12 protein-coding genes and 1 pseudogene are annotated in these 12,336 nt (G+C 56.5%); 10 read left to right on the plus strand and 3 right to left on the minus strand.

The annotated features are described in order from the left end of the window. From BC1002_RS34005 to BC1002_RS34025, 5 genes and pseudogenes are all read left to right on the plus strand, one after another. On the plus strand, window positions 1-279 hold the full coding sequence (locus BC1002_RS34005) for a hypothetical protein (RefSeq protein WP_013094501.1): 279 nt from the start codon (window positions 1-3) through the stop codon (window positions 277-279). Continuing rightward, window positions 269-1,432: a DegT/DnrJ/EryC1/StrS family aminotransferase gene (locus BC1002_RS34010; RefSeq protein WP_013094502.1), complete on the plus strand. Its 1,164-nt coding sequence runs from the start codon at window positions 269-271 to the stop codon at window positions 1,430-1,432. Before BC1002_RS34005 ends, BC1002_RS34010 begins: the two co-directional genes overlap by 11 nt. 88 nt (window positions 1,433-1,520) lie before the next feature. Further along, window positions 1,521-2,624 (plus strand): IS5-like element ISBusp3 family transposase, encoded by a 1,104-nt coding sequence (locus BC1002_RS34015; protein ID WP_013094503.1) that lies wholly within the window; start codon window positions 1,521-1,523, stop codon window positions 2,622-2,624. Between the two features lie 234 nt (window positions 2,625-2,858). Beyond that, window positions 2,859-3,353: pseudogene (locus BC1002_RS34020) on the plus strand (IS630 family transposase); the annotation flags it as partial. A 129-nt stretch (window positions 3,354-3,482) separates the two neighbouring features. Then, window positions 3,483-3,800, plus strand: a complete 318-nt coding sequence (locus BC1002_RS34025) for a hypothetical protein (protein WP_238538115.1) — start codon at window positions 3,483-3,485, stop codon at window positions 3,798-3,800. A gap of 302 nt (window positions 3,801-4,102) precedes the next feature. On the opposite strand, the gene BC1002_RS34030 is transcribed toward BC1002_RS34025, so the two are convergent. The 3 genes from BC1002_RS34030 to BC1002_RS34040 all read right to left on the minus strand — a co-directional run bounded on the left by BC1002_RS34030 (window position 4,103) and on the right by BC1002_RS34040 (window position 5,689). Continuing rightward, a complete protein-coding gene (locus tag BC1002_RS34030; protein ID WP_013094506.1) occupies window positions 4,103-4,345 on the minus strand; it encodes an FmdB family zinc ribbon protein in 243 nt (80 codons plus the stop codon). A gap of 13 nt (window positions 4,346-4,358) precedes the next feature. Next, entirely contained in the window at window positions 4,359-4,865 is a 507-nt protein-coding gene (locus BC1002_RS34035) for an ankyrin repeat domain-containing protein (RefSeq protein WP_238538116.1), read from the minus strand. A 215-nt stretch (window positions 4,866-5,080) separates the two neighbouring features. Beyond that, a complete protein-coding gene (locus BC1002_RS34040; RefSeq protein WP_013094508.1) occupies window positions 5,081-5,689 on the minus strand; it encodes a hypothetical protein in 609 nt (202 codons plus the stop codon). 453 nt (window positions 5,690-6,142) lie between these two features. On the opposite strand from BC1002_RS34040, the gene nifH reads away from it, so the two are divergent. From nifH to cyoA, 5 genes are all read left to right on the plus strand, one after another. Further along, window positions 6,143-7,024: a nitrogenase iron protein gene (nifH, locus tag BC1002_RS34045; RefSeq protein ID WP_013094509.1), complete on the plus strand. Its 882-nt coding sequence runs from the start codon at window positions 6,143-6,145 to the stop codon at window positions 7,022-7,024. A gap of 78 nt (window positions 7,025-7,102) precedes the next feature. Then, window positions 7,103-8,566, plus strand: a complete 1,464-nt coding sequence (nifD, locus tag BC1002_RS34050) for a nitrogenase molybdenum-iron protein alpha chain (RefSeq protein ID WP_013094510.1) — start codon at window positions 7,103-7,105, stop codon at window positions 8,564-8,566. 71 nt (window positions 8,567-8,637) lie between these two features. Further along, window positions 8,638-10,197, plus strand: coding sequence for a nitrogenase molybdenum-iron protein subunit beta (nifK, locus tag BC1002_RS34055; protein WP_013094511.1), 1,560 nt, complete (start codon window positions 8,638-8,640; stop codon window positions 10,195-10,197). A 515-nt stretch (window positions 10,198-10,712) separates the two neighbouring features. Next, the gene (locus BC1002_RS34060; RefSeq protein WP_013094512.1) at window positions 10,713-11,351 is read left to right on the plus strand and encodes an OmpW/AlkL family protein; all 639 of its coding nucleotides are present in this window, start codon (window positions 10,713-10,715) and stop codon (window positions 11,349-11,351) included. Between the two features lie 83 nt (window positions 11,352-11,434). Continuing rightward, complete coding sequence (cyoA, locus tag BC1002_RS34065) at window positions 11,435-12,331, plus strand: ubiquinol oxidase subunit II (RefSeq protein ID WP_013094513.1); 897 nt, start codon at window positions 11,435-11,437, stop codon at window positions 12,329-12,331. The last annotated feature ends 5 nt before the right edge of the window (window positions 12,332-12,336 follow it).

The raw sequence follows: 12,336 nt of genomic DNA on the forward strand, positions 1-12,336 counted from the left end.
ATGGCACTTACAGCAGATCAGATCAGTGCTATCGTCGAGTTAATTCTGCGCGAACCGACGCTGCCGGAGGCTGCGGCAACCTGGCGGAAGTTGTATCCCGATGTGCGAGTCATTCGGATTAGCGCCGTCGAGCTTGTCGATGAAAAACCCCTCATCCAGTTTCGGGGCCGCCGCGTTTATCTCGCGACGTCGACAGGTGTCTGTGTCTCCGTGACAACAGACGCAAGTGAGGCCAATATGCTCATCCTTGCCGAAGACGGAGTCTGCGATGGAAACTGAGGCAATTCCACTTACTGAGCCAGCGTGCGGGCCGCGGGAGATCGAGCTGGTTCGCGCGGTCCTGCAATCGTCGTGCTGGAGCCACGGACCAATGCTCGATTCTTTTGAGACTGCATTCGCACGATGGAGCCGCCGTGTCCACGCGGTCGCAGTGGCGAGCGGGACGCTCGGCACTTGGATTGCGCTGCGCGCGCTCGGCATTGGTCAAGGCCATGAAGTCATCTGCGCATCGCATACATGGCATCAGATCGCGCATGCGATCACCCTCGTTGGGGCGACACCGGTGTTTGCCGATATCGACTACTGGAGCGGCTGCCTCGACGCGATGAAGGCACAAGAGAAGATTGGACATCGGACGCGTGCAATCCTTGCGGGGAATACTAACGGGCATCCTGCCGCCTGGCAATCGTTGCGCGAGCTTGCCGATGTGAATGGTCTGAGCCTGATCGAGGATAGCACTGAGGCGCTCGGATCACGCTACCGTGGGCGCTGCGTGGGGTCGTTCGGTAAAGTGACGGTTTTTGACTTTTCGCCACCCTCCGCGTTGTGTGTGGGAGAGGGCGGAATGCTCGTCACTGACGACGCCAGCTTGGCGCAGGAACTGCGTTACTTGAGGCGACGTCTGAGCGCCGATCGAAAGTCGGTCTCCCTCGGTGCCCAGGTGCCGCTGCAGGCGGGTATGAGTGAAATCACCGCCGCGCTCGGCCTGGCACAACTGGCAGGGCTCGAGGAGCGGCTCGCCCAACGGAAGCGGGTCGAAGCCTGGTATCATGAAGCGATGGAGAGCTTCGAAGGGATCAAACCACCGTATCAGGCGGAGGACGTGGACGAAGTGAATTGGATGCTTTACGTTGTGCATCTGGGCAAGAGGTTTACTCACAGCGCGCGTGCTCAAATGATCGACGACATGCTGGCTTGCGGGGTAGAAACGGCAGCCTACAGCCATCCGTTGCATGAGCAGTTTCATTACATGAAGGCCGCCGATGCTATTGGAGGTCGACGAGGCTACCTGCCCGATACCGAGCGGATTGGGGATCGAGCACTCGCGTTGCCGCTGCACACTCAGCTTACTATTCAGGATGTGAAGTACATCGTCAAAACTTTGAAGGACACGGCGACCAACGTCGGTGCGGGGGCCCCCATCTATCTCTAGCAGGCTGTTGAATTTCGGTCCCGCGTAAACGGGATCCTGGGGCCGAACGTTATGGATATCGTGTTCATGAACTTTGGCAGTGAATTCGATGCGCGGAATGGATGAGACGCAGGAAGCTCTTTTCACGACGGTCAAGCTTGAGGACTTCGTTCCGGCCGATCATCCGTTGCGCCCCATACGGTTGCTTGTCAATCAGGCGTTGACGCGGCTCAACGGATTGTTCGGCATCATCTATGCGGACAGCGGCCGGGCCTCGATTGCACCGGAGAAGCTGGTGCGTGCGCTTCTGTTGCAGGTGTTCTACTCGGTGCGAAGCGAACGCATGCTGATGGAGCAGATGCAGTACAACCTCCTGTTCCGCTGGTTCGTTGGACTGGCCATCGAGGACACTGTATGGAACCACTCCGTCTTCTCGAAGAACCGTGACCGGCTGCTCGAGCATGAGGTCGTGGAGTCGTTCTTTACCGAAGTGATGACTCTCGCCGACAGGCAGGGTCTGCTGTCCCGGGAGCATTTCTCGGTCGACGGCACGCTCATCCAGGCTTGGGCGAGTCACAAAAGTTTTCGCCGCAAGGACGGATCGGACGATCCACCGGCCGGCGGCGGGCGCAACGCCGAAGCCGACCAGAAGGGTGAGCGACGTAGCAATGACACGCATGAGTCGAGCACTGATGCGGATGCGCGCCTGTTCAGAAGAGTAAGCAGAGTCCGGCCATCCTCTGTTACCAGGGGCAATATCTTGATGGAGAACCGCTCCGGGCTGGTGATCGGTGCCGTGGTAAGCCATGCGGATGGCTTTGACGAGCGCGCCAGTGCGCTGCGACTGCTCGAGCGCGTGCCTGGCACTCACGCGAAGACAGTCGGTGCCGACAAGGCGTACGACGCGAATGATTTCGTAAACGATTGCCGGGCGCGCAACATAACCCCGCATGTCGCACGCAACGACGCCCGCCAGGGCGGCAGCGCGATCGATGAGCGTACCTCGCGGCACGCGGGATACTGGATGAGTCAGGTCATCCGCAAGCGTATCGAGGAGCATTTCGGCTGGGGCAAGACGGTCGGTCGGATCCGGCAGACGGTGTATCGCGGCATCAAGCGGGTCGACCAGCACTTCAAGCTGACAATGGTCGCGAGCAATCTCACGCGCATGGCGCGAATAATGGACGCGATGCATACCGGAGCGGTGCAATGAGCCGCCGATGCGCGCGGCCCGCGAGGCCTGGCATCCCCGCGCAGGCGCGTTGCCTGCGCAAACTGATCGGCCCATCCCGATTTCAGTTGGAAATTGCACGCGAAACACTCCTGACCATCGCTTCGGTCCTCATGACGAGGTGCTTTTCAACAACCTGCTAGTGTTCCGTCCCATAAATAACTTTGCATTTAATTATGTTGCTCTATGATCAAGTGATGTTGAGTGGAGGCGATCATGGGGCGCAAGGGAATCGAGGTGATGGTCTCGGAACTGGAGCGGGAGCAATTGCTGTCGATGAGCCGCTCGCGGTCGCTGCCTCATTCGCTGGTGCGCCGGGCAAAAATTGTGTTAATGGCCGCTGACGGTCATACGAACCAGGAAATCGCGATGCAATATGAAGTAACGCCTCCTGCGATCACGCACTGGAAAAAGCGTTTTGTCGCCCAGGGGCTTGCCGGTCTGCATGACGAGGCGCGCACGGGGCGACCGCGCGCGCATGACGACGAAGCGGTGGCCGAGTTGCTGGCGAAGGTTCTGCATGAGAAGCCGGACGGCGCAACGCACTGGAGTGTGCGTTCTGCTGCTGCGCAAACGGGTATTTCGAAGAGCTCGGTAGCCCGGTACCTGTCGCTGTTCGGCGTGCAGCCTCATCGCTCGAAGAGCTTGAAGCTTTCTACTGATCCATACTTTGTTGAGAAGGTGCGCGATATTGTCGGTTTGTATCTGAGTGTGGCGCGACAATCTGGATGAGAGACGCATTGACTCGGGTTTTTTGTTACCAGGCGAGAGTCGTTGCCTCATGTAATTTGCTACCCGTCAGAATGCAGGCGGGAGCGACTTATGACGAGGCGGCTCAGCATGACAACACGACAGGAATTGACTGAAGCAGTCGGCGAGCGGTATCGCCGTTCTGACCAGAATGAGAAACGCCAGATATTGGACGAATTCGTTGAGTTGACGGGTTACCATCGGAAGCACGCGATCCGTGTGCTGTGCCGGGAATTGCGGGCGCCAAAGGTAAAGCCTGGCCCGCAGAGACGCTATGACGATGAGGTGCGCGCCGCGCTGATCACCCTTCGGGAGGCCGCCGACCGGATCTGGGGCAAGCGGTTGAAAGCGCTGATCCCGACGCTGATCGAGGGTCCGGACCAAGGCGTCCGACATGACCGGTTGTAGTACCGCAGTCCTTCACCTTCTCACACGACGCCGGCAAGGCTCATAGCAATAGAAAGCCACGTTGAGTACTTGTGCTCAACGGGGAAGCCCTTGTAGTTATTTCTGGGACGGAACACTAGAGAATGAAAGGGACTTCCCCGTCCCGAGGCTGCGGCGGAAGCCGCGAGTCGGCATCAATGTGCCAGGATGAAGTTGCGAACATTCATCGACACCAGCGAGAGGGGAAGTCCCTTTCATTCTCTAGGTCGAACAGCGGAAAGAGAGAAGAAGGTAACATCGGCCATGTTGTCGCTGCGCCTTTATTAACTCTCACGCAACAGTTTGCTGCGGTCCACCGTCGAGTAGTTGCTGAAATGTCCCTCATGCGCCGCTTGACGGCGCGCCGCAGCGATGATTGCCCTGCTGCGCGCTGGGGCGGACGGCGCACTGACCTGCTTCTCCAGTTCGGTGCTCTGACAGCGGGGGCACGCCACGGGCGAGTCCGTGCGCACGAGAATTTCGAAACGCAACCTGCAGTTGCGACATACATAGTCGTAGAGCGGCATGACGAGGGGCAGGTCAGCGGGAAACATTATCGGAGAAGACGCCGCGCGCGCTCCCCGGGCCATAATAAGGCGATTCGCCGGCTGAGACCAATTTGGGGCCCCTGCGTTCGTGTACCGCGTGCAGTAACCGGAGTCCCAAATCGGCAGCCATGTCGAGCGCGTCACGGCCGTCTGGCGCAACAAGACTGTCGTTCGCGCCGAGTGACAGCAACAGCCACATAACTTCAATTCGACCGGTGGCGGCCGCCTGCATCAGACACGTCATATCGTCCGCGTTTAAGTGATCAAGAGCGAGTCCTGCACCGACCAACCGAAGGAACCGTCCTGGTGCGCCCCCCAAACATGCATACCACAGCGCATGGTTTCCTTCGTCGTCGAAGGCGATGATGCGTGCGCCTGATTCGAATAGCGCACCGACAATGTAGTCTTCGCCGTGCAGCGCCGCCAGCATTAAGGGGGTAATGCCGTCAATGCTGCGCGATTGAGTGTCCGGAAAGTCGTGAGCATCGAGCCATTTCATAACCGCCACGCACGGAGGTGCATGAAGATCTGCGTCGGCGTTCGCGATATCCGTGCGCCTGTGGCTCGGGGGAGTCTCGAGTGACGCGGTATGACGTGATGCGGTCTTGGTGCGCATTGACATGCTTTCACTCCGGTGGAGGTGATTGGAACCGCCGTCACATTCCGGAACGCGAGGCAGCAATTACATGCGGGTGACCTGCCGTGACGCGGTCGTCAGACGGGCCTGTTTTCATTTTGATCGCGAATCGGTCCCATCCGTTTGAGGCCTTCCGCGTAACTTATCGTGTCAAAGGAAAAGCTAAATTGCATCGCCGCATCGACGATAGCGTCGAGCTTCCCGGCAGTGTCTTTCCTCTTGAGTTCGCCCTTCTCCAGGTAAAGGAGTTCGAGCATCTCGTTGTAGACTGTCGATTCGAGTATCGGCAGAACATAAAACGTCGCTTCTTTGTACGGCACCTGAAAACGACTGGACAGATCGATGTTGTCACAGAACAGGAAGTACTTGCCATGGGACGACAGGGCCTCGCCGAGTACTTCTCCGACATTCGTCAAGTGTTCAAAACTCAGTAACCAACCTGCGAAGAATTGGACGTGTGGGTCGCCAGCATTCGCGACAGCCATCACCTGCTCGCAAGAGAGCTCGGGCGGACGGGCCTCGTCGGCGAGGTGAGGCCCAAATCGTAGCGCCAGCTCGCCGCGAAAGCCGATCCTATCAGCCGCATTCGTGCGGCCCTTAAAGACGGGGTTGAGGAGGCGCCCCTCGTGATCGAGGCGGGCAAATGGTGTCCCACTAAGTGTAGGAGAGGTTAGCGTATCAGACATTGTGTAATCCTAATTGGAGAGATAGCTTGGCATAGGCATAGTTGATCTGGTGCCGGATCGTGCCTTTTCATCGGCCAGCCAGAAACCCGCAACATCCGTACCAATGCTGCAGCATGCTGACCAATACTGCGGTAAGCCGGCTCAAGCGGGCAGCGACTCTGTATGTGGGTGTCATTTGGGGCAAAGCGGCGTGCGGTTTGTCAGCAACACGACGTCGAAATTGTCGGTGGCCGGAATTTGAGGGATTGCGGATGGCCTCGCTGAGCAAGCATTTGGTCGATTCATGGGCTTGTGGCATGGACGTTGCAAGGAGGGAGGGCGCGGACACACTCCGGCCGATGCGTGACTCTAGAAGAAGACCATATAGACACAGCAGGCTGAGGACTTGGTCGCGGCTATTAAGTGCTGATTCTCACCTATGGTCTTACCTTCAAATCTCAGTGGAGTACAACAATGTCTCAACTTCGACAAATTGCCTTCTACGGAAAGGGCGGCATCGGTAAGTCGACCACGTCGCAGAATACGCTTGCGGCACTTAGCGACCTTGGGCAAAAGATCCTGATCGTAGGGTGCGATCCCAAGGCCGACTCGACACGTCTTATCTTGCACGCGAAAGCTCAGGACACCATCCTCTCTCTCGCGGCCGAAGCCGGCTCGGTCGAAGACCTCGAACTCGATGACGTGATGAAAATAGGCTACAAGAACATCCGCTGTGTGGAGTCGGGCGGGCCTGAGCCGGGCGTCGGCTGCGCGGGTCGCGGTGTCATCACATCGATCAACTTCCTTGAGGAGAATGGCGCCTACGACGGAGTCGATTACGTGTCATACGATGTGCTCGGCGACGTCGTTTGCGGCGGCTTCGCAATGCCTATTCGCGAGAACAAGGCACAGGAAATTTACATCGTAATGTCGGGAGAAATGATGGCGATGTACGCGGCTAATAATATCTCGAAGGGAATTTTGAAATATGCGAACAGTGGGGGTGTCCGTTTGGGTGGACTCATTTGCAACGAGCGCAAAACCGACAAGGAACTCGAATTGGCCGAATCACTCGCAGCGATGCTAGGCACTAAATTGATTCACTTCGTTCCGCGGGACAACATTGTTCAGCACGCGGAACTTCGTCGGATGACCGTGATCGAGTACGCGCCGGACAGCGCGCAGGCTGGGCAATATCGCGCGCTTGCGGAGAAAGTTCACCACAACGGCGGCAATGGCGTGATCCCGACCCCGATCACGATGGATGAGCTCGAGGACCTACTGATGGAAAAAGGAATTATGGTGCAAGTCGATGAGTCCCAAGTCGGCAAGACCGCCGCCGAGCTCACTGCCTGACGAGTGCTTGACGACGGTTGCCGTGCGACGCACGGCTGCCGTCTCCCGCGATGACAGTCTTCACTTATAGGATATTCAATGATCGCGACGGTTGAAGAACGCAAAGCTGCGAATAAGGCCTTGATCGACGAAGTGCTGCGAGCTTACCCTGAAAAAATGGCTAAACGGCGGGCTAAGCATTTGGGCTCCTTCGAACAGGGCAAGCCTGACTGTGGTGTGAAGTCAAACATCAAGTCTTTGCCGGGGGTGATGACAATTCGGGGCTGCGCATACGCCGGCTCGAAGGGCGTCGTCTGGGGGCCGATCAAGGACATGATCCACATCAGTCACGGACCTGTCGGATGCGGGCAGTACTCGTGGGGATCGCGCCGCAACTACTACGTCGGGACGACGGGAATCGATACGTTTGTCACAATGCAATTCACGTCCGACTTCCAAGAGAAGGACATTGTGTTCGGCGGTGACAAGAAACTCGATAAGATCGTTGACGAGATTCAGGAGTTGTTTCCGCTGAACAGGGGCATATCCGTACAAACCGAATGCCCGATCGGTCTCATTGGTGACGATATTGAGGCAGTATCTAAAAGGAAGAGCGCGCAGTACGGCGGCCACACGATTGTACCAGTGCGCTGTGAGGGCTTTCGAGGTGTATCGCAGTCACTCGGTCATCACCTCGCCAACGATGCGATTCGCGACTGCGTGTTCGATCGCGCTGATTCGGGACAGCGATCCGCGCTTGAGTCCACGCCGTACGATGTCGCGATCATCGGCGACTACAACATTGGCGGTGATGCGTGGTCGAGCCGCATTTTGCTCGAGGAAATGGGCCTGCGGGTCATCGCGCAGTGGTCAGGCGATGGCACCCTCGCAGAACTTGAGAATACGCCGCGATCTAAGCTCAATCTACTTCACTGCTACCGTTCGATGAACTACATCAGCAGGCACATGGAGGAGAAGTATGGCACTCCATGGGTGGAATACAATTTTTTCGGCCCGACAATGATCGAAAGGAGCTTGCGCGAGATTGCGAGCAGATTCGACAACACCATTATGGCAAATGCCGAGAAGGTGATCGAAAAATACCGTCCGTTGATGGACGCCGTCATAGCCAAATATATGCCGCGGCTTCAGGGGAAAAAAGTGATGCTGTTTGTAGGTGGCCTTCGCCCGCGCCACGTGATAGGCGCGTACGAGGACCTTGGGATGGAAGTTGTCGGTACCGGCTACGAATTTGCTCACAACGACGACTACCAGCGCACAACGCATCACATAAAAGACGGCACTCTGATTTACGACGACGTGACTGGCTACGAATTCGAGAGGTTCGTCGAACATACGCGACCAGACCTCGTCGGCTCCGGCATCAAGGAAAAATACGTCTTTCAGAAGATGGGCGTCCCGTTCCGCCAGATGCACAGCTGGGATTATTCTGGCCCATATCATGGCTACGACGGCTTCGCAATCTTCGCGCGGGACATGGACATGGCGATCTCGAGTCCAGTCTGGAGCCTGTCGAAGGCACCGTGGAAAAAGGCGGCGTGAGCGCTGCGGGCTGGTAGCGGCATGGCCCTGCCGACTGCCGGTTGCATAGAACACCAATACAGGAGTGAATCATGCCCCAATCAAGCGACAAAATTCTCGATCACGAACTGCTATTTCGCGAGCCGGAGTATCAGGAGCTCCTTCGCAATAAGAAAGATAACTTCGAGTTCAACCATTCCGACGAGGCGATAAATCAGGTCGCCGAATGGACAAAGACAGAAGATTATAAACTGAAGAACTTCGCCCGAGAGTCACTGACCATAAATCCAGCCAAGGCGTGTCAACCTCTTGGTGCCGTGTTCGTGGCGAACGGATTTCATAAGACATTGCCTTTCGTGCACGGCTCGCAGGGCTGCGTGGCCTATTACCGTTCGCATTTTTCGCGACATTTCAAAGAGCCAACGTCATGCGTCAGTTCGTCCATGACGGAGGACGCGGCCGTTTTCGGTGGTCTGAACAACATGATCGACGGTCTTGCAAATGCGTACAATCTCTACAAGCCCGACATGATCGCCGTCTCCACGACCTGCATGGCGGAGGTGATTGGCGACGATCTCGACGCGTTCATCAAGAATAGCAAGCAGAAGGGCAGCGTGCCACAAGATTACGACGTGCCGTTCGCACATACACCCGCTTTTGTCGGCAGCCACGTGACTGGCTACGACAATGCGCTCTTGGGCATCCTCAAATACTTTTGGGATGGCAAGGCGGGCACTACTGCACCACTCTTGCGAGTGCCGGACGAAAGCGTAAACTTTATCGGAGGATTCGACGGCTTCGTGGTCGGAAACATGAAGGAGATTCGGCGCATCTTCGATTTATTTGGCGTAAGCGTGAATATTATTTGCGATCCATCGGGAACATGGAACACGCCGACCGATGGCGAATTTCGGATGTACGAGGGCGGGACTACGAAAGAGGAAGTCGAGCGTGCGCTGAACGCCAAAGCAACGTTCGTCTTCCAGGAGTATTGCTGTGAGAAGACCAGCAAGTTCCTCGCCGATCATGGTCACGAAGTCGTGTCACTGAATGCGCCTGTCGGCGTCTCTGGTACAGATCATTTCCTCATGGAGATTTCGCGGGTTACGGGAAAACCAATTCCGGCTGAACTTGAAAAGGAGCGTGGGCAACTAGTTGATGCGATGGCAGACAGTCAGGCGAGTCTGCACGGCAAGCGCTATGCGCTCTACGGCGATCCAGATCAGATGCTCGGCTACACGAACTTCCTGCTCGAGTTGGGTGCGGAGCCAGTGCACGTGCTCTCGACGAACGGTAACGACGCATGGGCGGAAAAGGTTCGGGCATTGCTGGACGCGTCGCCATACGGTGAAGGATGCAAGGTTTATCCAAAGCGCGATCTATGGCACTTGCGTTCGCTGCTATTTACGGAACCAGTGGATTTCCTCATCGGCAATACACACGGAAAGTACTTGGAGCGCGACACTGGTACGCCGCTCGTCCGACTCGTGTTTCCGATTTTCGACCGTCACCATTACCACCGCTATCCGACGTGGGGGTATGCGGGGGCATTACGCGTTCTGTTAGCGCTGCTGGATGAATTCTTCGAGACACTCGATGCAAGTACGATTGACATCTCGAAGACCGACTACAGCTATGACATCATCCGGTGAGAGATGGAGCCCGTTCGGGGATAGGCTCAGTGTTGAGTGCTCAAAGGTGGGCGGTTCAATCCTCCGGAAAGCATGGATATTGGGTCTCCCTAGTTGCTCGACATCGCTGGCTTCGTCTGCGCTGCTGTTTCAATAGCATCCTTAATACCGAAGCGTGAAGGCAAGAATCGACAATTTGGAGCAGCGGGACGATTGCGCCGGACCTTTCGCGAAGCGTCGGCGGTTGATCGACCAGCAGACGGAGATCGACTTCTCCGCGCTGCATTTTGCTATTCATAACGCTACTTAGTTTCACGGAGAGCTACACGGCAGATCGCCGATCCCACGATCGGCTGCAAAGCATTTCGGGATGCATTGCGCAACTCGGAGAGAGGGCGGAGACGTGCAGGGATTTAGATGGTCTGCGACGCGGTAAGGCACACAAGCACTGCGTGAAACATCAGTTGATTGCGATCAACGCTATCGGCCACAAATTCGTGCACAGTGCAGAAGGTTAATGGATAAAGGTAACGACAATGACAAAGCAACTCCGCAATGTGGCTGCTGCACTACTCCTTATGTCACCATTGGGACCGCACGCAGCTAACGCCGCTGACAGCGCAGTCGTCGGAAACTACGCAGGTGATTGGTTGGTACGCCTCCGCGCGATAAGCATTGAGCCGCAAGTTCGCAGGACTGACACGCTTTCCGCGCTCGATGTCGGCGTAAGAAACGCGCTGGTGCCAGAGGTCGATTTCACTTATATGGTACGGGACAGCATCGGCGTCGAGTTGATTCTTGGTACCTCACGTCATCACCTGACTTCGAATCTCGGCGAGCTTGGTGGCGTCAACGTGCTGCCACCGACATTGTTATTGCAATATCATTTTAATCATGCGGGACGTGTTCGACCGTACGTTGGTGCCGGACTCAACTACACGCTCTTCTACAACAACGGAATGCAAGCGGGAGGTGTACCCGTCTCTATAAAGAATCACAGCGTTGGTCCTGCACTGCAGGTCGGAATTGACGTGCAGGCATCAAAGAGTCTATTCGTTAACGCCGACATCAAGAAGATATGGGTGAAGACTGACGCATCGCTTGGCGGCTCGTCAATTGGCACCTTGCATGTCGATCCGCTGGTCATTGGTATTGGCGTCGGGGTGAAGTTCTAGACGTTGCGAATCTCAAGCGACAGACCGTTCAATGAACGGCTCTCTTCGCTCCTGGTACAGTGGCAACTTGGGAGAAGATGGGCATGACAGACAGGAAAGCTCTTAAAGAGTGGTTAATCCCCGTCGGTGGTTGGCTGTTTTTTTCTCTTGCTGGGTGCAGACCCAACTTTCTCGTGCTGAGTCCCAAGGGTAGCGTAGGCACGGCGGAGAGATCACTCATCGCCTCGGCGACATGGGCCATGGTGCTGATCGTAGTGCCCGTTATTATCCTCACGCTTGCCTTCGCGTGGCGCTACCGCGCGTCGAACCGCAGCGCACGCTACGTCCCGACCTGGGTTCACTCAACGGCGGTTGAAGTGGTGGTTTGGACCATACCCGCTGCCATCATTCTGTTCCTCGCCATCCTTACGTGGCGTACCACGCATGAGCTCGACCCTTATAAACCACTGGAATCAGACGTGAAGCCCATCAACGTCGAAGTCGTCGCGGTCGACTGGAGATGGCTCTTTATCTATCCTGACCTCGGCATCGCTACAGTGAACGAATTGGCGGTGCCTGTGAGCACGCCGGTCAATTTTCGCATCACTTCGGACTCGGTGATGAACTCATTCTTCATCCCGCAACTTGGCACTCAAGTCTACGCGATGGCCGGCATGCAAACCCGGTTGCACCTGATCGCCGACGAAGCGGGCGACTTCACGGGCTTCTCGTCGAATTACAGCGGCAAAGGCTTCTCCGACATGAAGTTCCGTACGGTGGCTACGAGCCAGCAGGGCTTCGATGCGTGGGTTGAGACGGTAAAAGCTTCATCGACCCAGCTTACGATGGATCGGTACGCAATGGTCACGCAGCCGCAGGCAAACGCGCCCGTGCAGTACTTCTCGAACGTCGACCGGAAGCTTTTCGACAAAATCGTCGGGAAATACAACAACGGCAAAGTCGCGGATTTCACTGTCTCATCGTGCGTAACCAAAGGGTAAACAGC

This window comes from Paraburkholderia atlantica (assembly GCF_000092885.1).
In the GTDB taxonomy this organism is placed as follows: domain Bacteria; phylum Pseudomonadota; class Gammaproteobacteria; order Burkholderiales; family Burkholderiaceae; genus Paraburkholderia; species Paraburkholderia atlantica.